Origin of the sequence: Pseudomonas sp. KBS0707 (genome assembly GCF_005937945.2) — a bacterium.
In the GTDB taxonomy this organism is placed as follows: Bacteria; Pseudomonadota; Gammaproteobacteria; order Pseudomonadales; family Pseudomonadaceae; genus Aquipseudomonas; species Aquipseudomonas amygdali.
In genome coordinates this window covers 4,298,683-4,320,895 of the sequence record NZ_CP041754.1, presented here as the reverse complement: position 1 = coordinate 4,320,895, position 22,213 = coordinate 4,298,683, and the positions used below count along the sequence as shown (strand labels likewise).

General features: G+C 57.8%; 19 protein-coding genes. 18 read left to right on the top strand and 1 reads right to left on the bottom strand.

The window, feature by feature from the left end:
• Positions 1–6: 6 nt before the first annotated feature.
• The gene (gene map / locus FFH21_RS20495) at positions 7–789 is read right to left on the bottom strand and encodes a type I methionyl aminopeptidase (protein WP_011169298.1); all 783 of its coding nucleotides are present in this window, start codon (positions 787–789) and stop codon (positions 7–9) included.
• A 312-nt stretch (positions 790–1,101) separates the two neighbouring features.
• Here map and rpsB point away from each other — a divergent pair, with 312 nt between their 5' ends.
• From rpsB to tilS, 18 genes are all read left to right on the top strand, one after another.
• A complete protein-coding gene (gene rpsB, locus FFH21_RS20490; protein WP_002554730.1) occupies positions 1,102–1,845 on the top strand; it encodes a 30S ribosomal protein S2 in 744 nt (247 codons plus the stop codon).
• Between the two features lie 190 nt (positions 1,846–2,035).
• A complete protein-coding gene (gene tsf / locus FFH21_RS20485; protein ID WP_002554729.1) occupies positions 2,036–2,899 on the top strand; it encodes a translation elongation factor Ts in 864 nt (287 codons plus the stop codon).
• A gap of 205 nt (positions 2,900–3,104) precedes the next feature.
• Positions 3,105–3,848, top strand: a complete 744-nt coding sequence (pyrH, locus tag FFH21_RS20480; protein WP_002554728.1) for a UMP kinase — start codon at positions 3,105–3,107, stop codon at positions 3,846–3,848.
• Positions 3,845–4,402, top strand: coding sequence for a ribosome recycling factor (gene frr, locus FFH21_RS20475; RefSeq protein ID WP_004657953.1), 558 nt, complete (start codon positions 3,845–3,847; stop codon positions 4,400–4,402). The genes pyrH and frr overlap by 4 nt, the downstream gene beginning before the upstream one ends.
• Positions 4,403–4,418: 16 nt before the next feature.
• Complete coding sequence (gene uppS / locus FFH21_RS20470) at positions 4,419–5,174, top strand: polyprenyl diphosphate synthase (RefSeq protein ID WP_002554726.1); 756 nt, start codon at positions 4,419–4,421, stop codon at positions 5,172–5,174.
• Positions 5,174–5,989, top strand: a complete 816-nt coding sequence (locus FFH21_RS20465; RefSeq protein WP_011169297.1) for a phosphatidate cytidylyltransferase — start codon at positions 5,174–5,176, stop codon at positions 5,987–5,989. Before uppS ends, FFH21_RS20465 begins: the two co-directional genes overlap by 1 nt.
• A complete protein-coding gene (ispC, locus tag FFH21_RS20460; protein WP_011169296.1) occupies positions 5,986–7,176 on the top strand; it encodes a 1-deoxy-D-xylulose-5-phosphate reductoisomerase in 1,191 nt (396 codons plus the stop codon). Before FFH21_RS20465 ends, ispC begins: the two co-directional genes overlap by 4 nt.
• A gap of 117 nt (positions 7,177–7,293) precedes the next feature.
• Complete coding sequence (gene rseP / locus FFH21_RS20455; RefSeq protein ID WP_011169295.1) at positions 7,294–8,646, top strand: sigma E protease regulator RseP; 1,353 nt, start codon at positions 7,294–7,296, stop codon at positions 8,644–8,646.
• 74 nt (positions 8,647–8,720) lie between these two features.
• Positions 8,721–11,096 (top strand): outer membrane protein assembly factor BamA, encoded by a 2,376-nt coding sequence (bamA, locus tag FFH21_RS20450; protein WP_011169294.1) that lies wholly within the window; start codon positions 8,721–8,723, stop codon positions 11,094–11,096.
• A gap of 45 nt (positions 11,097–11,141) precedes the next feature.
• On the top strand, positions 11,142–11,645 hold the full coding sequence (locus tag FFH21_RS20445) for an OmpH family outer membrane protein (RefSeq protein WP_002554721.1): 504 nt from the start codon (positions 11,142–11,144) through the stop codon (positions 11,643–11,645).
• A 2-nt stretch (positions 11,646–11,647) separates the two neighbouring features.
• On the top strand, positions 11,648–12,703 hold the full coding sequence (lpxD, locus tag FFH21_RS20440) for a UDP-3-O-(3-hydroxymyristoyl)glucosamine N-acyltransferase (protein WP_011169293.1): 1,056 nt from the start codon (positions 11,648–11,650) through the stop codon (positions 12,701–12,703).
• 109 nt (positions 12,704–12,812) lie between these two features.
• A complete protein-coding gene (fabZ, locus tag FFH21_RS20435) occupies positions 12,813–13,253 on the top strand; it encodes a 3-hydroxyacyl-ACP dehydratase FabZ (RefSeq protein ID WP_002554719.1) in 441 nt (146 codons plus the stop codon).
• Positions 13,250–14,026 carry an acyl-ACP--UDP-N-acetylglucosamine O-acyltransferase gene (gene lpxA, locus FFH21_RS20430; RefSeq protein WP_011169292.1) on the top strand — a complete coding sequence of 259 codons (777 nt, stop codon included), beginning with the start codon at positions 13,250–13,252 and terminating at the stop codon, positions 14,024–14,026. The genes fabZ and lpxA overlap by 4 nt, the downstream gene beginning before the upstream one ends.
• 2 nt (positions 14,027–14,028) lie before the next feature.
• Positions 14,029–15,171: a lipid-A-disaccharide synthase gene (gene lpxB / locus FFH21_RS20425; protein ID WP_011169291.1), complete on the top strand. Its 1,143-nt coding sequence runs from the start codon at positions 14,029–14,031 to the stop codon at positions 15,169–15,171.
• Positions 15,172–15,182: 11 nt separating this feature from the next.
• On the top strand, positions 15,183–15,836 hold the full coding sequence (gene rnhB, locus FFH21_RS20420; RefSeq protein WP_002554716.1) for a ribonuclease HII: 654 nt from the start codon (positions 15,183–15,185) through the stop codon (positions 15,834–15,836).
• A 69-nt stretch (positions 15,837–15,905) separates the two neighbouring features.
• Positions 15,906–19,427, top strand: coding sequence for a DNA polymerase III subunit alpha (dnaE, locus tag FFH21_RS20415; protein WP_004666023.1), 3,522 nt, complete (start codon positions 15,906–15,908; stop codon positions 19,425–19,427).
• A 128-nt stretch (positions 19,428–19,555) separates the two neighbouring features.
• Positions 19,556–20,503 carry an acetyl-CoA carboxylase carboxyl transferase subunit alpha gene (gene accA, locus FFH21_RS20410; protein WP_002554714.1) on the top strand — a complete coding sequence of 316 codons (948 nt, stop codon included), beginning with the start codon at positions 19,556–19,558 and terminating at the stop codon, positions 20,501–20,503.
• Positions 20,504–20,655: 152 nt separating this feature from the next.
• Complete coding sequence (gene tilS / locus FFH21_RS20405) at positions 20,656–21,993, top strand: tRNA lysidine(34) synthetase TilS (protein WP_004666022.1); 1,338 nt, start codon at positions 20,656–20,658, stop codon at positions 21,991–21,993.
• The last annotated feature ends 220 nt before the right edge of the window (positions 21,994–22,213 follow it).

Here is a 22,213-nt window from a genome sequence, read left to right as displayed (position 1 = left end):
CTCCGGTCAGGGGGCTTTTTGTGCAATAGTGTCGTCGCTGCGTAAAGTGAAGATTTCGTAACCGTCGGCGGTTACCAGCAGCGTGTGCTCCCATTGCGCCGAGAGCTTGCGGTCCTTGGTGATCGCCGTCCAGCCATCGCCGAGGATCTTGGTTTCAGGGCGCCCCTGGTTGATCATCGGTTCGATGGTGAAGGTCATGCCTTCCTGCAGTTCAATACCGGTTCCGGCCTCGCCGAAGTGCATGACCTGCGGCTCTTCATGAAACACCTTGCCGATGCCGTGACCACAGAACTCCCGAACCACAGAGAAACCATTCTTTTCAGCGTGTTTCTGAATAACGGCGCCGATGTCGCCCAGACGAGTGCCGGGTTTGACGATTTCGATAGCCTTATACAGACACTCTTGAGTTACTTTCGACAGACGCTCGGCCCATACCGGAACGGTGCCGACATGGAACATCCTGCTGGTGTCCCCGTGGTACCCGTCCGTTATGACGGTAACGTCAATGTTGAGCGAGTCGCCGTTCTTCAGCTTCTTGTCGCTCGGGATGCCGTGGCAGACTACCTGATTGATCGAGGTGCAGATCGACTTGGGGAAGCCTTTGTAGTTCAGCGGGGCAGGGATCGCCTGTTGCTCGTTGACGATGTAATCGTGGCAGAGGCGGTCCAGCTCTTCGGTGGTTACACCGGGCTTTACGTGAGGCGCTATCATTTCCAGAACATCGGCGGCCAGGCGACCGGCGATGCGCATCTTTTCGATGTCTTCCGGGGTTTTGAGGGTGATGGTCATACAGAATCTCTCGGCGTGGCTGGCACGCGGTTGGTGCGCAAAGGCGCAATTCTATCAGACCGCCGGTGCCGGGTAATCATCGCTTCCTTCTATAGGCAGCGGATGCGGCTTTAAAAGCACCGCAAAACAAGAACTTGATGGGAGTTCCGTTCTCTTCCCTTTTGTGATATAAAATGCGCCGCTTTCCAAGGTCCGTCCTTGAAGCACAAACCCACACACGTGTCGACACGATGACCTGGGTGCCCTTGGCAGATGCCATTGGTTGGTCATTGGGATACGTGGAGGCCTAACCCGACTTATCAAGGAACTATCATGTCCCAAGTCAATATGCGCGATATGCTGAAGGCCGGTGTGCACTTCGGTCACCAAACCCGTTACTGGAACCCGAAAATGGGTAAGTACATTTTCGGCGCGCGTAACAAGATTCACATCATCAACCTTGAAAAAACCCTGCCTATGTTCAACGAAGCTCTGACTTTCGTTGAGCGCCTGGCTTCGGGCAAAAACAAGATTCTGTTCGTCGGCACCAAGCGTTCCGCTGGCAAAATCGTTGCTGAAGAAGCAGCACGTTGCGGTTCGCCGTACGTCGACCATCGCTGGTTGGGTGGCATGCTGACCAACTTCAAGACCATCCGTCAGTCGATCAAACGTCTGCGCGAGCTGGAAGTACAGTCCGAAGACGGTACTTTCGCCAAGCTGACCAAGAAAGAAGCCCTGATGCGCACCCGTGATCTGGAAAAACTGGATCGCAGCCTGGGTGGTATCAAGGACATGGGCGGTCTGCCAGACGCACTGTTCGTTATCGACGTTGATCACGAGCGCATCGCGATCACCGAAGCCAACAAGCTGGGTATCCCGGTTATCGGCGTTGTCGATACCAACAGCAGCCCGGAAGGCGTTGACTACATCATCCCGGGCAACGATGACGCCATTCGCGCCATCCAGCTGTACATGGGTTCGATGGCTGACGCTGTTATCCGTGGTCGTAACAATGTTGCTGGCGGCACCGACGTATTCGTCGAAGAAGCTCCAGCTGCAGCTGCTGTAGAAGGCTGAGTACAAACGCCTGGCGTTTACTCAGTACGCGAAAAGGGGGCTTAGCCCCCTTTTTGCCACCTAGGAAATGATTTGTCGGTCTGTAGCCATGACCTTGCTGTCATGTGTTGCTGCCACCCTGATTTTTCAAGAATTGCACGCCCGGCGAGCCGGGTGGAATGGTTGAAGACCTATCCAAGAGGATTTTGAAATGGCAGAGATTACTGCAGCGTTGGTCAAAGAACTGCGCGAGCGTACCGGCGAAGGCATGATGGACTGCAAAAAGGCCTTGACCAAGGCTGGCGGCGACATCGAAAAAGCAATCGACGATATGCGTGCTTCCGGCGCGATCAAAGCCGCCAAGAAAGCAGGCAACGTTGCTGCTGAAGGCGCGATCGCCATCAAGGATGACGGCAAGGCTGCTGTCATCATCGAAGTCAACTCGCAGACCGACTTCCTGGCTCTGCAGGACGACTTCAAGGCTTTCGTTGCTGCAAGCGTCGAAAAAGCCTTTGCTGACAAGCTGACTGATGTCGCTCCGCTGATCGAAGCTCAGGAAGCTGCACGTCTGGTGCTGGTCGGCAAGGTTGGCGAAAACGTCAACATCCGCCGCCTGAAGCGTATCGAGGGCGACGTTGTAGGTACTTACCTGCACGGCAACAAGATCGGTGTGGTAGTTACCCTCAAAGGTGGCAACGTCGAGCTGGCTAAAGATATCGCCATGCACGTAGCGGCAAGCAACCCCGAGTTCCTGTTCCCTTCGGAAGTTTCTGCCGAAGCGATCGAGCGCGAGAAAAACGTCTTCCTGCAACTGAACGAAGACAAGATCAAAGGCAAGCCAGCCGAAATCGTTGAGAAAATGGTTGGCGGCCGTATCACCAAGTTCCTGGCTGAAGCCAGCCTTGTCGAGCAGGCGTTCGTCAAGAACCCGGAAGTCAAGGTCGGTGATCTGGCCAAGAAAGCCGGTGCTGAAATCGTTTCCTTCACCTACTTCAAAGTAGGCGACGGCATCGAGAAGCCAGTTGATAACTTCGCTGACGAAGTGGCTGCACAGCTGGCTGCTGCCAAGCAGTAAGACGGTTTTTCAACTGTCGCCCCAAAGAGGCTGCCCGCTCATGCGTGCGGCCTCTTTGTCGAAAGAGAAAAGGAAATTTTCCTTGGAGATTGTGCTCACAAGGCTGCATTCTCCCGACGCTCGCAGAGCGTCAAGCTAAAGTAAGCGCAGGCTTGAAATAGCCAGCACAGATTTTTTTCAGAAAACGCCGCAGGAGAGATTCGCAATGGCTCAGCAGGGCAGTGGTTATCAGGCTCGCTATAAACGCATTCTACTCAAGCTCAGCGGTGAGGCCCTCATGGGCTCGGAAGAGTTCGGCATTGACCCCAAGGTGCTGGACCGTATGGCGCTGGAAGTCGGCCAGCTGGTCGGTATCGGTGTTCAGGTCGGTCTGGTGATCGGCGGCGGTAACCTTTTCCGTGGCGCAGCCTTGAGTGCTGCGGGTATGGATCGGGTAACAGGCGACCACATGGGCATGCTGGCCACTGTGATGAACGCCCTGGCAATGCGCGATGCGCTGGAGCGCGCTAATATCACGGCCATCGTGATGTCGGCCATTTCCATGCTGGGTGTGACCGATCATTATGATCGCCGCAAGGCCATGCGCCATCTCAGCGCCAAGGAAGTGGTGATTTTTGCTGCGGGTACGGGTAATCCGTTCTTTACGACCGATTCGGCTGCCTGCCTGCGCGCGATCGAGATCGACGCCGATGTAGTGCTCAAGGCCACCAAGGTGGATGGCGTGTATACCGCAGATCCGTTCAAGGACCCGAATGCCGAGAAGTTCGATCATCTGACTTACGATGAAGTGCTGGATCGCAAGTTGGGCGTGATGGATCTGACCGCAATCTGCCTGTGTCGCGATCACAAGATGCCATTGCGCGTCTTCAACATGAACAAGCCGGGTGCCCTTCTGAATATCGTCCATGGTGGCGCTGAAGGGACCCTGATCGAGGAAGCCCAACAATGATCAACGAAATCAAGAAAGACGCTCAGACCCGCATGCAGAAGAGTCTGGAGTCGCTGACGCACGCGTTCACCCGAATCCGCACCGGCAAGGCGCACCCGAGCATTCTGGGTGGTGTCATGGTCCCTTATTACGGTGCCGACACGCCGCTGAGTCAGGTTGCCAACGTGACCGTCAAGGACTCGCGCACTCTTCAGGTCGTGGCGTTCGAGCGTAATATGCTTGCTGCTGTCGACAAGGCTATCCAGAGCTCCGGTCTGGGCTTCAATCCGACTAACCTGGGTGAGCTGCTGCTGATCTCCATGCCGGCGCTGACCGAGGAAACCCGCAAGGGCTTCACCAAGCAGGCACGCGACGCCGCTGAAGACGCTCGTGTTGCTGTACGCAACATTCGCCGTGACGCTCTGAGCCAGTTGAAAGATCTGGTCAAGGAGAAGGAAATCAGCGAAGACGAAGAGCGTCGCGCGGCGGACGACGTGCAAAAGCTGACTGACAAATTCGTTGCTGAAATCGAAGTTGCGGTCAAGCAGAAAGAAGCTGATCTGATGGCTGTTTAAGGTTTCGGACGCTTTCATGGAAAAGATAAAACCGGCCGTGCCGTCTTCGGTACCGCGCCATGTCGCGATTATCATGGACGGTAATAATCGCTGGGCCAAGAAGCGCCTGCTGCCAGGCGTTGCTGGCCATAAGGCGGGCGTCGACGCTGTGCGGGCCGTTATCGAGGTGTGTGCCGAAGCCAAGGTCGAGGTGCTGACACTGTTCGCGTTCTCCAGTGAAAACTGGCAGCGCCCGGCTGAAGAGGTTGGTGCGCTGATGGAGCTTTTCTTCACGGCGCTACGCCGTGAAACCAAGCGCCTGAACGAGAACGACATCAGCCTGCGGATCATTGGCGACCGCTCGCGCTTTCATCCCGAGCTGCAGGCTGCAATGCGCGAGGCGGAAGTGCGTACGTCCGGCAATAGCCGTTTCGTGCTGCAGATCGCTGCCAACTACGGTGGGCAATGGGACATCGCACAGGCTGCCCAGCGGTTGGCTCGCGAGGTTCAGGCCGGGCATCTGCAACCGGAGGATATAACCCCCGAGCTGCTGCAGACCTGTCTGGCAACAGGCGATCTGCCGTTGCCGGACCTGTGCATCCGCACCGGTGGCGAGCACCGCATCAGTAACTTCCTGCTTTGGCAGCTGGCCTACGCCGAGCTGTACTTCTCCGACCTGTTCTGGCCGGACTTCAAACACGATGCCATGCGCGCCGCGCTGGCAGATTTCGCTTCTCGCCAACGTCGCTTCGGTAAAACCAGCGAACAGGTAGAAGCTGGAGCCCGGGCTTAATGCTGAAACAACGGATCATCACGGCACTCATTCTGTTGCCGATCGCCTTGTGTGGTTTTTTCCTGCTGACCGGCATGTATTTCGCCCTGTTCATCGGGGTTGTTGTCGTGCTGGGTGCCTGGGAATGGGCGCGGCTCGCAGGTTTTGCTGCGCAGTCGATGCGCATCGGTTATGCGGCTGTGGTCGCAATTCTGCTATTCCTCATGTACCTGCTGCCAGGGTTGGAGCCCTGGGTGCTCGTCGCTGCAGTCATCTGGTGGGGCGTGGCGACCTTTCTGGTTCTTACCTATCCGGACTCCAGTAGCCACTGGGCAAGCGCGGCCTGCAAGCTGGTGATCGGTCTTTTGATTTTGCTGCCTGCCTGGCAGGGGTTGGTGCTGATCAAGCAGTGGCCGCTGGGTAACTGGCTGATTCTGTCAGTGATGGTGCTGGTCTGGTCTGCCGACATTGGCGCCTATTTCTCCGGCAAGGCGTTCGGCAAGCGCAAACTGGCCCCCAAGGTAAGTCCGGGCAAGAGCTGGGAAGGCGTATACGGCGGTCTTGCGGTCAGTCTGGGCATCACGGCTGCTGTGGGCGTTTCTCGTGACTGGACGGTTGCTCAGTTCATCGCCGGGCTTCTTGGCGCTGCTGTGATTGTGTTCATCTCCGTAATTGGCGACTTGACTGAAAGCATGTTCAAGCGCCAGTCAGGGGTCAAGGACAGCAGCAACCTGCTGCCTGGGCACGGCGGTGTGCTTGACCGTATCGACAGCCTTACTGCGGCCATTCCGGTATTTGCCGTTCTGCTATGGGCCGCCGACTGGGGTGTCATGTGAGTGGGCCGCAACACATCACCATTCTGGGTGCCACAGGCTCTATTGGTCTGAGCACTCTAGATGTCGTCGCACGTCATCCTTCGCGTTATCAGGTGTTCGCGCTTACGGGCTTCAGTCGTCTCGATGAGTTGCTGGCCCTGTGCGTCCGGCATACCCCGCAATACGCAGTGGTTCCCGATCAGTTCGTCGCCCGTAAATTGCAGGACGACCTTGCTGCGGCCGTACTCGACACCCGGGTTCTGGTGGGCGAGGGCGGTCTGTGTGAAGTGGCTGCGCACCCGCGCGTGGACGCTGTCATGGCCGCCATTGTCGGCGCTGCCGGTCTGCGCCCAACACTGGCTGCGGTCGAGGCGGGCAAGAAGGTCTTGCTGGCCAACAAGGAAGCGCTGGTCATGTCCGGCGACCTGTTTATGCAGGCTGTTCGGCAGAGCGGCGCAGTGCTGCTCCCCATCGACAGTGAGCACAATGCGATTTTCCAGTGCCTGCCGGGCGATTTTGCTCGCGGGCTTGGTGCTGTGGGTGTCAGGCGGATCATGTTGACGGCCTCGGGCGGGCCTTTCCGCGAAACCCCGCTCGAACAGTTGCAGAATGTAACGCCCGAACAGGCCTGCGCGCATCCTGTCTGGTCGATGGGGCGCAAGATTTCCGTTGATTCGGCGACCATGATGAACAAGGGGCTCGAGCTGATCGAAGCCTGCTGGTTGTTCGATGCACGTCCGGATCAGGTCGAGGTGGTCATCCATCCACAGAGCGTGATCCACTCGCTGGTCGATTATGTTGATGGCTCTGTACTCGCTCAATTGGGCAATCCCGACATGCGCACGCCCATCGCCAATGCATTGGCCTGGCCTGCACGTGTAGACTCTGGCGTTGCGCCTCTGGATCTGTTCCGTATCGGCCAGCTTGATTTTCAAAAGCCGGACGAGGAGCGTTTCCCCTGCCTGCGGCTAGCGCGTCATGCAGCAGAGGCTGGAGGCAGTGCGCCTGCCATGCTTAACGCAGCCAATGAAGTGGCTGTCGCTGCATTCCTCGATGGGCGTATCCGTTACCTGGAAATCGCCGGTATTATCGAGGAGGTTCTGAATCATGAGCCTGTTACTGCGGTCGAAGGGCTCGACGCGGTGTTTGCCGCGGATGCAAAAGCGCGTTTGCTCGCGGGCCAATGGCTTGAAAGAAACGCGCGATAGCGATCTGATGACCCGTCAGGATTTGAATGAAAGGGTCGATGTGGTGCGTCAACGGCAGGCTTTGAAGTCTGCGATGATTAACACGCTGGCCGACCAGTCGGTACCCGGAGAAGGCTGATGAGCGCTTTATACATGATTCTCGGCACCCTGATTGCGTTGGGCGTGCTGGTGACCTTCCACGAATTCGGCCACTTCTGGGTGGCCAGGCGTTGTGGCGTCAAGGTGCTGCGTTTTTCGGTGGGCTTCGGCACGCCTCTTCTGCGTTGGAGTGATCGTCAGGGTACCGAGTACGTGGTCGCTGCAATTCCGCTGGGTGGCTATGTCAAAATGCTCGACGAGCGCGAAGGCAATGTCCCGCCCGAGCTTGCCGATCAGTCGTTCAACCGCAAGACCGTCGGGCAGCGTATCGCAATCGTGATCGCAGGCCCGACAGCCAATTTCCTGTTGGCCATCGCGTTTTTCTGGGTGCTGGCGATGATGGGCAGCGAGCAGGTTCGTCCGGTTATCGGTGCCGTGGAGTCCGGAAGCATCGCTCAGCAGGCGGGTCTGACTGCCGGGCAGGAAATCGTCGCAGTCGATGGCGAGCCGACGTCGGGCTGGGCGGGGGTCAATCTGCAACTGGTCCGCCGTCTGGGTGAAAGCGGCACCATCGCTTTGAAGCTCAGGGATCAGGGCTCGACGGTCGACACGTCTCGTGAGCTGGTGCTCAATGACTGGCTCAGGGGTGCTGAAGAGCCTGATCCGATCAAGTCGCTGGGTATTCGTCCGTGGCGTCCGGCCTTGTTGCCAGTGCTGGCAGAGATCGACCCGAAAGGTCCGGCGCAGAGTGCCGGGCTTAAAACCGGAGATCGCCTGATTTCGATGGACGGTCAGCCGCTCAATGAGTGGCAGCAGGTTGTTGACCGGGTACGCGAGCGCCCTGAAGCAAAAGTATCGCTGCGCATCGAGCGTGACGGTGTACAAATGGACGTCCCTGTAACCCTCGCCGCGAAAGGCGAAGGCAAGGCGGCCGCAGGTTATCTGGGGGCTGGCGTTAAAGCTGTCGATTGGCCACCGGAAATGCTGCGCGAGGTCAGCTACGGTCCTTTCGCCGCGATGGGCGAGGGGATAAAGCGCACGTGGAACATGAGCGTGCTGACCCTGGACTCACTGAAGAAAATGTTGTTCGGCGAGCTCTCGGTAAAAAACTTGAGTGGACCGATAACCATTGCTAAAGTGGCGGGCGCTTCGGCCCAGTCGGGCATCGGAGATTTTCTGAACTTCCTCGCTTATCTGAGTATTAGCCTGGGTGTTCTGAATTTGCTGCCCATTCCCGTCCTGGACGGGGGGCATTTGCTGTTTTATCTGATCGAGTGGGCGCGTGGTCGTCCCCTTTCGGAAAAGGTTCAAGGTTGGGGGGCGCAGATCGGTATCAGTCTGGTGGTGGGCGTAATGTTGCTCGCGCTGGTCAACGATCTGGGCCGACTGTAACGCTTTGCCGAGTTGCGAATCTGCCGCATTTTGCGGCAGTTTGTTTATTGCCAGTTGGAATAAGAAAGGACTTCATGAAACGTCTGCTGCTAACTGCGGTTCTTTCCGCACTGATGATCGCTGAAGTTCACGCCGAGTCCTTCACCATCTCCGATATTCGTGTCAACGGCCTCCAGCGGGTATCCGCCGGCAGTGTCTTTGGTGCGTTGCCGCTGAACGTAGGCGAGCAGGCGGACGATGGTCGTTTGGTCGATGCTACCCGTTCGCTGTTCAAAACCGGTTTCTTTCAAGATATCCAGCTGGGTCGCGATGGCAACGTACTCGTCATCAACGTCGTCGAGCGTCCTTCGGTTGCAAGTATCGAAATCGAAGGCAACAAGGCCATCTCCACCGAAGACCTGATGAAGGGGCTGAAACAGTCCGGTCTGGCCGAGGGTGAAATTTTCCAGCGTGCGACCCTTGAGGGTGTGCGTAACGAGCTGCAACGCCAATACGTTGCCCAAGGCCGTTACTCTGCCGAGGTTGACGCCGAGGTCGTTCCACAGCCGCGCAACCGCGTGGGCCTGAAAATCAACATCAATGAAGGCACCGTTGCCTCCATTCAGCATATCAACGTGGTGGGCAACACGGTCTTCTCCGACGAGGACCTGACCGACCTGTTCGAGCTCAAGACCAGCAACTGGCTGTCGTTCTTCAAGAATGATGACAAGTACGCCCGTGAAAAGCTGTTGGGTGACCTTGAGCGTCTGCGTTCGTACTACCTCGATCGCGGCTATATCAACATGGATATCGCCTCGACCCAGGTCTCGATCACGCCGGACAAGAAGAACGTGTACATCACGGTCAACATCAACGAAGGCGAAAAATACAGCGTCAAGTCGGTCAAGCTCAGCGGTGACCTGAAGGTTCCTGAAGACCAGGTCAAGTCTCTGCTGCTGGTACAGCCGGGCCAGGTGTTCTCGCGTAAGGTCATGACTACCACGTCCGAACTGATCACCCGTCGTCTGGGTAACGAAGGCTACACCTTCGCCAACGTCAACGGCGTGCCGACCCCGAACAACGAAGACCACACGGTTGACATCACCTTCGTGGTCGATCCTGGCAAGCGTGCCTACGTCAACCGCATCAACTACCGCGGTAACACCAAGTCGGAAGACGAAGTGCTGCGTCGCGAAATGCGTCAGATGGAAGGCGGCTGGGCTTCGACCTACCTGATCGACCAGTCGAAAACCCGTCTGGACCGTCTGGGCTTCTTCAAGGAAGTCAACGTCGAGACGCCGCCTGTTCCGGGCACCGACGATCAGGTTGACGTGAACTACGCGGTTGAAGAGCAGGCGTCCGGCTCGATCACCGCCAGCGTCGGCTTCGCGCAAAGCGCCGGTCTGATCCTGGGTGGTTCGATCAGCCAGAACAACTTCCTCGGTACCGGTAACAAGGTCAGCATTGGCCTGACCCGCAGCGAATACCAGAGCCGTTACAACTTCAGCTACGTCGATCCGTACTACACGCCGGACGGTGTCAGCCTGGGTTACAGCGCGTTCTACCGCACCACCAACTACGATGACCTCGACGTTGATGTTGCAAGCTACGCGGTAGACAGCCTGGGTGCCGGTATCAACCTTGGCTACCCGATCAGCGAAACCTCGCGCCTGACCTACGGCCTGACCGTGCAGCAGGATGAGATCAAGACCGGCAAGTACACCGTTGACGAGATCTTCGACTTTGTTGAAAAAGAAGGCGACAAGTACCTGAACTTCAAGGGCTCGGTTGGCTGGTCTGAATCGACTTTGAACAAGGGCGTGTTGGCGACCCGTGGTCATTCGCAAAGCCTCGTGTTCGAATCCACCTTGCCGGGCAGCGACCTGTCGTTCTTCAAGCTGGATTACCGTGCGCAGTACTTCCACCCGATCACCGATAACTACACTCTGCGTCTGCACACAGAGCTGGGTTATGGCGACGGCTACGGTTCGACCTCGGGTCTGCCGTTCTACGAGAACTACTATGCCGGTGGTTTCAACTCGGTTCGTGGCTTCAAGGACAGCACGCTCGGTCCGCGCAGCACGCCTAGTAATGGTTCCAAACCCGGTACGTTGGCCGATCCGGACCAGGATCCACTGCCGTTCGGTGGTAATGCTCTGGTGCAGGGTGGCGTAGAAGTCATGTTCCCGCTGCCATTCGTCAAGGACCAGCGTTCCCTGCGCACCTCCGTGTTCTGGGATGTCGGCAACGTATTTGATACAAACTGCGATTCCAGCAGGAAGACAGCCAGTGGCAAAAACGTCGAATGCAACAACATCGACCTTTCCGGCATGGCCAGCTCTGTGGGTATCGGTGTCACCTGGATCACTGCGCTCGGCCCTCTGAGCTTCGCCTTGGCGATGCCGATCAAGAAGCCGGACGACGAAGCAGAAACTCAGGTCTTCCAATTCTCCCTGGGTCAGACTTTCTAAGCGTCTGATCTTTGATAACGCAACGAATTTTGTAGGAGTTGTATTGTGCGTAAGTTGACTCAATTGGTACTGCTGGCAACCGTTCTGGTCGCAAGCCCTGCATTTGCCGACATGAAAATTGCTGTGCTGAACTATCAGATGGCCTTGCTGGAATCTGACGCTGCCAAGAAATACGCTGTTGATGCCGAGAAAAAATTCGGTCCGCAACTGACGAAGCTGAAAAGCCTGGAAAGCAGCGCCAAGGGTATCCAGGACCGTCTGGTCAGCGGTGGCGACAAAATGGCTCAGCCTGAGCGCGAGCGTCTGGAGCTTGAATTCAAGCAAAAGGCTCGTGACTTCCAGTTCCAGTCCAAGGAACTGAACGAAGCCAAGGCCGTTGCTGACCGTGAAATGCTCAAGCAGTTGAAGCCAAAACTGGATCAGGCTGTTGAAGAAGTCATCAAGAAAGGTGGTTTCGACCTGGTCTTCGAGCGCGGTGCAGTGATTGACGTCAAGCCTCAATACGACGTTACTCGCCAGGTCATCGAGCGCATGAACCAGCTGAAGTAACCATGAGCATAACCATCAAGCTCGGCCAATTGGCCGAGTTCCTTGGCGCTACGCTACGTGGCGACAAGGACAAGGACATTACCGGGCTGGCCGCTTTACAAGAGGCCGGCCCTGGTCAAATCAGTTTCCTGGCAAAATCTCAATACCGTAAATTTCTGGTTGATGCCCAAGCTGCTGCCGTGCTGCTCAAGCCCGCAGATGCCGACAGCTACACCGGAGATGCGCTATTGGTCCCGGATCCTTACCTGGCCTATGCGCGCATTTCGCACTTTTTCGACCCCAAGCCCAAAGGCGTGGCGGGCGTTCATCCGACGGCAGTGATTGCCGACGACGCTCAGGTTGATCCTGCCGCCAGTATTGGCGCTTTCGTAGTTATCGAGAGCGGTGCCCGTATTGCAGCCGGTGTAACCATTGGTGCGCACAGCTTCATCGGTGCTCGTTGCGAAATTGGTGAAGGTGGCTGGCTGGCACCGCGTGTAACGCTTTATCACGATGTGCGCATCGGCAAGCATGTGGTCATTCAGTCGGGCGCGGTGCTGGGCGGTGAAGGTTTCGGCTTTGCCAATGAGAAGGGTGTCTGGCAGAAAATTGCACAAATCGGTGGCGTCACCCTGGGTGATGACGTCGAGGTTGGCGTCAATACGGCAATCGATCGTGGTGCGCTGGCTGATACGCGAATTGGCAACGGCGTGAAACTGGATAACCAGATTCAGATTGCCCACAACGTACAGGTAGGCGACCACACGGCGATGGCTGCGTGTGTCGGTATCTCTGGAAGTACCAAGATCGGCAAGCATTGCATGCTGGCTGGCGGTGTTGGTCTGGTGGGGCATATCGATATTTGCGATGGTGTTTACATCACGGGTATGACCATGGTCACGCATTCCATTACCGAGCCGGGTTCCTACTCCTCGGGTACGGCAATGCAGCCCGCTGCCGAGTGGCGCAAGAGTGCAGCTCGTCTGCGCAAGATCGATGATATGGCGCGACGTCTGCAAAAGCTTGAAAAGGCTGTAGAGACGGTGACCTGCGCCGATAATCGCTCATCTGATGGCTGATACCTTTTTAATATCAAGCGTGCACAGTCGATAAACTGCCTCCTTGATGTAGAGGGGTGCTGCGCAGTCGCGACGCACCCCTAATCTTTACTACAGGCTTCCCCTCGAAATGATGGACATCAAAGAAATTCGCGAATACCTGCCTCATCGTTACCCGTTCCTGCTGGTGGACCGCGTGACCGAGCTGGATATCGAGAACAAGAACATTCGCGCCTACAAGAATGTCAGCGTCAACGAGCCTTTTTTCAACGGCCACTTCCCCGAGCATCCCATCATGCCGGGTGTGCTGATCATCGAAGCTATGGCGCAGGCTGCCGGTATTCTTGCGTTCAAGATGCTCGACTCCAAGCCTTCAGACGGTACGCTCTATTATTTCGTGGGTTCTGACAAACTGCGTTTCCGTCAACCGGTTCTGCCGGGCGACCAGCTGGTTCTTGAAGCGAAGTTCCTGAGCAGCAAGCGTCAGATCTGGAAGTTCGAATGCAAGGCTACAGTTGATGGCAAGGCGGTATGCTCTGCCGAAATCATCTGTGCGGAACGTAAACTATGAGTTTGATTGACCCTCGCGCAATCATCGATCCGACGGTCATTCTGGCCGACAACGTTGAGGTTGGCCCCTGGTCGATCATCGGAGCCGGTGTGGAAATTGGCGAGGGTACAGTCGTCGGTCCTCATGTTGTCCTTAAGGGACCCACCAGGATCGGCAAGCACAATCGCATCTACCAGTTCTCATCGGTGGGCGAAGACACGCCTGATCTGAAATACAAAGGCGAGGAAACCCGTCTTGTCATCGGCGATCACAACGTGATCCGTGAAGGCGTTACCATCCACCGCGGGACTGTTCAGGACCGTGCTGAAACCACGCTCGGCGATCACAACCTGATCATGGCTTATGCGCACATCGGCCATGACAGTGTGATCGGCAATCACGTGATTCTGGTCAATAACACCGCACTGGCAGGCCACGTTCATGTCGATGACTGGGCTATCCTGTCCGGTTTTACCCTTGTGCATCAGTTCTGCCACATCGGTGCGCACAGCTTTTCCGGCATGGGTACGGCCATCGGCAAGGACGTTCCGGCGTTCGTGACGGTGTTTGGCAACCCGGCCGAAGCGCGCAGCATGAATTTCGAGGGCATGCGCCGTCGCGGTTTTTCCGAAGAAGCCATTCATGCGCTGCGCAGAGCCTACAAGACAGTCTATCGTCAGGGGCTGACCATCGCTCAGGCGGCGGCCGACCTTGCCGAGCCGGCGGCGCAGTTTCCTGAAGTGGCCGTATTCCTTCAGTCTATCCAGACGTCGACCCGCGGTATCATTCGCTAATCATGACCAAGCCATTATGTATCGCTCTGGTCGCTGGTGAAGCATCCGGCGATATCCTCGGGTCCGGCCTGATGCGCGCCCTCAAGGTGCGCCATCCCGATATCCGTTTCATCGGCGTGGGTGGCCCGTTGATGGAGGCTGAGGGCATGCAGTCCTACTTCCCGATGGAGCGCCTGTCGGTGATGGGGCTGGTTGAGGTGCTTGGCAGGCTGCGTGAGCTGCTGGCCCGGCGCAAGCTGCTGGTACAGACCCTCATCAATGAAAAGCCGGACGTCTTCATCGGCATCGATGCCCCCGACTTCACACTCAATATCGAACTTCAGCTACGCCGCGCGGGCATCAAGACCGTGCACTATGTCAGCCCGTCAGTCTGGGCCTGGCGTCAGAAGCGTGTGCTGAAGATTCGTGAAGGCTGTGATCTGATGCTGACATTGTTGCCATTTGAAGCCCGTTTCTATGAAGAGAAGGGTGTACCGGTACGCTTCGTCGGTCACCCGCTGGCAGACACCATCCCTCTGGAGTCATATCGCGCCGCAGCCCGCGCAGGGCTTGGCCTTGCTCAGGAAGCGCCCGTTGTTGCGTTGATGCCGGGCAGCCGGGGCGGCGAAGTAGGGCGTCTGGGCGGTTTGTTTTTCGATGCTGCCGAGCTTCTTCTCGCCCAGCGCCCTGGCTTGCGCTTCGTACTGCCCTGCGCCAGTCCTCAGCGACGGGCTCAGGTAGAGCAGCTGTTACAAGGCCGCAATCTGCCAGTCACGCTGCTCGACGGGCAGTCGCATGTGGCGCTGGCAGCATGCGATGCGGTACTGATCGCCTCCGGCACCGCGACTCTGGAAGCCCTGCTTTACAAGCGACCTATGGTGGTGGCCTACCGTCTGGCACCGCTGACCTTCTGGATACTCAAGCGGATGGTCAAAAGCCCTTACGTATCGCTGCCTAACCTGCTTGCCCAGCGCCTGCTGGTGCCAGAACTGCTGCAGGATGACGCCACCCCCGAAGCGTTGGCGCGGACGCTGCTGCCGCTGATCGACGACGGTCAGGCGCAAACCGCAGGCTTTGATGCCATTCACCGTATTCTGCGCCGAGATGCGTCCAATCAGGCCGCCGACGCGGTGTTGAGCCTGCTCGGCCAGTCGTCTTCACAGTGAGGTCGCCCATCATGCAAACAGGTCTGGATTTCACGCTCGTCGAGGATCTGGTAGCAGGTGTTGATGAAGTAGGCCGTGGCCCGCTGTGCGGCGCGGTTGTAACGGCGGCAGTCATTCTCGACCCTGCCCGACCTATTCTCGGGCTCAACGACTCAAAGAAGCTGACTGAAGCCCGGCGCGAAAAACTCTACGTCGAAATTCAGGAGAAGGCCCTGTGCTGGTTCATTGCCCGGGCGGAAGTTGAAGAAATCGACCAATTGAATATTTTGCACGCCACGATGCTGGCCATGAAACGTGCCGTCGAGGGGCTGAGTATCACGCCGAAGCTGGCGCTCATCGACGGTAACCGTTGCCCGCAGTTGTCAGTGCCTTCTGCGCCGGTTGTAAAGGGCGACTCCAGGGTGCCTGCCATCGCGGCCGCGTCGATTCTCGCCAAGGTCAGCCGGGATCGGGAAATGGCAGCGTTCGAACTCATCTATCCGGGTTATGGCATCGGTGGGCACAAGGGTTATCCTACGCCGGTGCACCTGGAGGCATTGGCCCGGCTCGGACCTACGCCCATTCACCGACGCTCCTTTGCACCTGTGCGTGCAGCCCATGAGGCGCGAGCATCCATAATGATCGGCGGGTCGATCCCGCTACCAGTCGGTTTATTGCAGGACTGACGTTTCATCCCGGGCCCGTTACAATCCTGCCCTTCGTTTTTTTGTATTTTCGCGTTTTATAGGATCACCATGCCGGCTTCTTTCGTTCATCTACGCCTGCACACCGAATACTCGCTGGTTGACGGTCTGGTCCGGGTCAAACCGTTGATCAAGGCGCTGACCGGCATGAACATGCCTGCCGTGGCGGTGACCGACCAGAACAACATGTGTTCGCTGGTCAAGTTCTACAAGGCCGCGCAAGGCTCGGGTATCAAGCCGATCTGTGGTGTCGACTTGTGGCTGGCGGGCAGGGATGAAGACGCTGCGCTCAGTCGCATCAGCCTGTTGGCCATGAATGCCCAGGGCTACCGGAACCTGACCGAACTGATTTCCCGTGGTTTTATCGAAGGCCAGCGCAACGGCCAGATCGTCATCCAGCGCCAGTGGGTCGCGCAGGCCAGTGAAGGCGTAATTGCGCTTTCCGCTGCAAAGGAAGGCGAGATCGGCATGGCGTTGCTCGGCGGCAACCCCGGCGAGGCGGACGAACTGCTGCGCGAATGGATGGCGGTATTTCCCGAGCGTTTCTATATCGAAGTACAGCGCACCAATCGCAACAATGACGAAGAGCATTTGCATGCCGCTGTTGCCTTGGCCGAACGCCATGGCGCGCCGCTGGTTGCGACCAATGATGTGCGTTTCATCAAGCAGACTGATTTCGAAGCCCACGAGACCCGCGTGTGTATTGGCGAAGGCCGTGCGCTGGACGATCCGCGTCGTTCGCATAACTACAGCGATCAGCAATACCTGAAAAGCCCGGAAGAAATGGCCGAGCTGTTCAGCGACCTGCCCGAGGCGCTGGAAAACACCGTCGAGATCGCCAAGCGCTGCAACATCGACGTCAAGCTGGGCACGCACTTCCTGCCCAACTTCCCGATTCCTGATGGCATGACCATCGATGAGTATTTCCGCAAGGTCTCGTTCGATGGTCTCGAAGAGCGTCTTGCCGTCCTGTTGCCCAAGGACACCACTGAAGATTACGAAGCCAAACGTCAGGTGTATGTCGACCGGCTGAATTTCGAGCTGGATATCATCATCCAGATGGGCTTCCCTGGCTACTTCCTGATCGTGATGGACTTCATCCAGTGGGCCAAGAGCAATGGCGTACCGGTGGGTCCGGGTCGTGGTTCGGGTGCCGGCTCGCTGGTTGCCTATGTGCAGAAGATCACCGACCTCGACCCGCTGGAATACGACCTGCTGTTCGAACGCTTCCTGAACCCGGAACGGGTCTCCATGCCCGACTTCGACGTCGACTTCTGCATGGATGGTCGTGACCGGGTGATCGAATACGTGGCCGAGAAATACGGTCGCAACGCGGTGAGCCAGATCATCACCTTCGGTTCCATGGCGGCCAAGGCTGTGGTGCGTGACGTGGCGCGGGTGCAGGGCAAGTCTTACGGGCTGGCGGATCGTCTGTCGAAGATGATCCCGTTCGAAGTCGGCATGACCCTCGAAAAAGCCTACGAGCAGGAAGAGATTCTTCGCGATTTCCTCAAGGTGGATGAGGAAGCTGCGGAAATCTGGGAGATGGCGCTCAAGCTCGAAGGCATTGTGCGTAACGTCGGTAAGCACGCCGGTGGTGTGGTGATTGCCCCTACCAAGCTGACCGACTTTTCGCCGATCTATTGCGACGAGGCCGGTGACGGCCTGGTAACCCAGTTTGACAAGGACGATGTCGAGGCGGCGGGGCTGGTGAAGTTCGACTTCCTCGGTCTGCGCACCCTGACCATCATCGACTGGGCGCTCAAGACTATCAACCGCGACCGCGCCAAGGTCAACGAAGAACCGCTGGACATCGCGTTCATCCCGCTCGACGACATGCCGACCTATCAGTTGCTGCAGCGCGCCGAGACCACGGCGGTGTTCCAGCTCGAGTCGCGCGGCATGAAAGAGCTGATCAAAAAGCTCAAGCCCGACTGTCTGGAAGACTTGATCGCACTGGTGGCGCTGTTCCGCCCCGGCCCGCTGCAATCGGGCATGGTTGACGACTTCATCAACCGTAAGCACGGTCGCGCCGAGCTGTCCTACCCGCACGTCGATTATCAGTACGAAGGACTGAAGCCGGTACTGGCACCGACCTACGGCATTATCCTTTATCAGGAACAGGTGATGCAGATCGCGCAGGTCATGGCCGGTTACACCCTTGGCGGTGCGGACATGCTGCGTCGCGCAATGGGCAAGAAAAAGCCCGAGGAAATGGCCAAGCAGCGCGGCGGTTTCATTGAGGGTTGCAAGACCAACAACATCGATCCGGACCTGGCCGGTAACATTTTCGATCTGGTGGAGAAATTCGCCGGTTACGGCTTCAACAAATCCCACTCGGCTGCCTACGGACTTGTGTCATATCAGACCGCCTGGCTGAAGACTCACTACCCGGCACCGTTCATGGCTGCCGTGTTGTCGGCGGATATGCACAACACCGACAAGGTCGTGACCTTGATCGAAGAAGTGCGCACGATGAAGCTGCGCCTCGACGCGCCGGACGTGAACACATCGGAGTTCAAATTCACGGTAAGCGATGATGGCCGCATTCTTTACGGGCTTGGTGCCATCAAAGGGGTGGGCGAGGGGCCGGTCGAGGCGATTACCGATGCGCGTCAGAACGGGCCGTTCAAGGACCTGTTCGATTTCTGCGCCCGCGTCGATCTTAAGCGGGTCAACAAGCGAACGCTGGATGGTCTGATTCGCAGCGGTGCGCTGGATCGTCTCGGGCCGTACTTCGAACTGGAACCCAAGGCCTATCAGGCCAACATTGATCGTAACCGCTCGGTGCTGCTTGCCGCGCTGGAAGAAGCCATTCAGGCGGCAGAGCAGACCGCGCGCAGTCACGACAGCGGTCACGCAGACCTGTTTGGCGGCCTGTTCGTTGAAGCGGATGCCGATGTCTACGCCAATCATCGCAAGACCCGCGAGCTGAGCCTCAAGGACCGTCTGCGCGGTGAAAAGGAAACCTTGGGGCTGTACCTGACCGGTCACCCGATCGATGAATATGAAGGCGAGATCCGCCGTTTCGCCCGGCAACGGATCATCGATCTCAAGCCCGCAAGAGACACTCAGACGGTGGCCGGCCTGATCATTGCCTTGCGCGTGATGAAGAACAAGAAGGGCGACAAGATGGGGTTCATTACCCTGGACGACCGCTCTGCACGCATTGAAGCGTCGCTGTTTGCCGAAGCGTTTCATTCGGCTCAATCACTGTTGCAGACCGATGCTATGGTGGTGGTCGAAGGCGAAGTCAGTAATGATGACTTCTCCGGGGGGCTGCGGTTGCGCGCCAAGCGGGTCATGAGTATCGAAGATGCGCGCACCAATCTGGCCGAGAGCCTGCGAGTGACGGTACGCGCCGAAGCACTCAAGGGCGACCGGCTGCGCTGGCTGGGTGATCTGTGCAAGCGCCATCGCGGTGCCTGCCCGATCACGGTGGACTACACGGGGCAGGACGCCCGTGCATTGCTGCAATTGGGAGAAGCATGGCGCATTGATCCCGCTGACAGCTTGATTCAAGCTCTGCGTGACCAGTTCGGACGTGAGAACGTCTTTCTCCAGTATCGTTGAACGTCGCAGGCTCGACTTGCGCTCAACCCTGAATTTTAATTTCGACCTGACCGCGCCTGTTCCGAACAGGAAAGGCGCAGACGGATCAACCGGCCGGCCTCTTGGCCGTCGACCCAAGACGGATGCCTATGAACCCGAATTTTCTTGATTTCGAACAGCCTATCGCTGACTTGCAGGCCAAAATCGAAGAACTGCGCTTGGTGGGTAACGACAACTCGCTGAACATCGGCGACGAGATCTCCCGGCTGCAAGACAAGAGCAAGACGCTCACCGAAAGCATCTTCGGCAACCTGACCAGCTGGCAGATCGCGCGCATGGCACGCCATCCGCGTCGTCCCTACACGCTGGACTACATCGAAAACATCTTTACCGAGTTCGATGAGCTGCACGGTGATCGTCATTTCTCCGATGACGCAGCAATCGTCGGCGGTATTGCCCGTCTAGACGGCCAGCCGGTCATGGTTATCGGTCACCAGAAAGGTCGTGAAGTGCGCGAGAAGGTTCGTCGCAACTTCGGCATGCCGCGTCCCGAGGGCTATCGCAAGGCTTGCCGCCTGATGGAAATGGCCGAGCGCTTCAAGATGCCGATCCTGACCTTTATAGATACGCCGGGCGCTTATCCTGGTATCGATGCGGAAGAGCGCAACCAGAGCGAGGCAATTGCCTGGAACCTGCGTGTGATGGCCCGTCTCAAGACCCCGATCATCGCTACTGTTATCGGTGAAGGTGGTTCCGGTGGTGCGCTGGCGATTGGCGTATGCGACCAGTTGAACATGCTGCAGTATTCGACCTACGCGGTAATCTCTCCGGAAGGCTGCGCGTCGATTCTGTGGAAAACCGCCGAGAAGGCACCGGATGCTGCCGAAGCCATGGGTATCACCGCTGACCGCCTGAAAGGCTTGGGTATCGTCGACAAGGTCATCGCCGAACCACTGGGTGGCGCACATCGTGATCCGGTCGCCGCCGCTGCCTTGATTCGCGAAGAGTTGAGCAGTCAGCTGGCGATGCTCAAGGAGTTCGATAACGATGAGCTGCTGGCCCGCCGTTATGACCGCTTGATGAGCTACGGTCTGTAAGCTGCGTCGCCACGTTCGTTCCCACGTCTTGCGGGCTTTTGCCCGAAAGGCGTGGGAGCGAACCGCGCGACACTTCGTTTGTTCGCGAAAGGGCTGGCTTGAGCATTGCACCGTTCAGTGCGTGAATAAGCGAAGTTCGATGAGAAACACCAATGACCACCTCCACACACAGCGGTCATGACCTTCCTGCCAGGCTCCTTCAGGCTTTGGCTCCCTGGCGCAACGCGCCAACCTGGCATATCGGCTTTTCCGGTGGCCTCGATTCCACGGTGCTGTTGCATCTTCTGGCTAAGCTCGCCAAGTGCGAAAGCCTGCCTGTCTTACACGCCATTCATGTTCATCACGGCCTGCAGGCCGCAGCCAATGCGTGGCCTGAACATTGTCGGCAGGTTTGTCAGGCGCTGGGTGTGGCATTTGAGCTGGTTCGGGTAAACGTCGATCCTGGTGCGAGCATCGAGCAGGCTGCCCGGCAGGCGCGTTACACCGCGTTCACTGACAGGCTGGCTGAGGGGGATGTGTTGCTCACCGGCCAGCACCGTGACGATCAGGCCGAGACCCTGCTGTTCCGTCTGCTGCGCGGCGCTGGTGTACGCGGTCTGGCTGCCATGCCCGGTCAGCGAATTCTGGGGCGTGGGCATTTGGTGCGACCGCTGTTGGCAGTATCTCGTGTCGAACTTGAAGGCTACGCACATCAGCACGGTCTGAATTGGGTCGAAGACCCGAGCAACGACGACTCCCGGTTCTCGCGCAACTTTTTGCGCAGTGACGTGCTGCCATTGCTGACCTCAAGATGGCCTCAGGCATCGACCAGTCTGGCGCGCACGGCGTGCCACCTCGGCGAAGCACAGCAATTGCTGGACGAGCTTGCGGTGCAGGATCTGGCCGGTGCCCAGGCCACGACACCATTTGCCTGGCTTGGTTTGCCGGTGCTGAGCATTGGCCCGCTTGCCGTGCTGTCCGCAGCAAGGCAGCGCAATGCACTGCGCCACTGGCTTGCGCCGCTGACGCGTTTGCCGGATACCGATCACTGGGCTGGCTGGGAGGCATTGCGCGACGCAGCGCAGGATGCCCGTCCGCTGTGGCGGCTTGCCGATGGCGAGCTGCACAGGGCGCAGGGCTGCATCTGGTGGGTGCCCGCTGACTGGGAGCATGTCCGTCACCCGGTAACAGACTGGCCCGACTGCCGCACACCGTTGCACTTGCCGGGCAATGGCTGGGTAAGCCTTGAAGGTGATGTGCCGTGTGGCGCTCTGCAAGTCCGCTACCGGCGGGGAGGTGAGGTGATGTACCTCGGCGGACGCGGCAGTCGTGATCTGAAACGGTTGCTCAACGAACAGGCTGTACCGGTTTTTCTGCGCGGCAGATTGCCGCTGCTCTACTGCGATAATGACTTGCTGGCCGTCGCCAACCTGCCTGGACTGGACGGTTCGCCCAATGAAAGCTGGCGTTTGCACTGGGTTGTACCGACCAGCGACCAAAGTTTGAGCTGAAAGGCCCTTTCAGGTAGACTACGCTCCCTTCTTGATACAACTTCTGTTGGTTCTTTTGAAACAACGCAAGTTGCCGGTTACCAACCAGTGTTTGCTGGGTAATTCTTAAAATGTAGCGCACACCACACTGGCTTCGGCCGGTCGGTTTCAACGCAGCAGTTTCGGGAGTGCACCGTGAATTTTGTCGGTAATCGGGGGCTTCGGCCTTCCTTCGCTATCC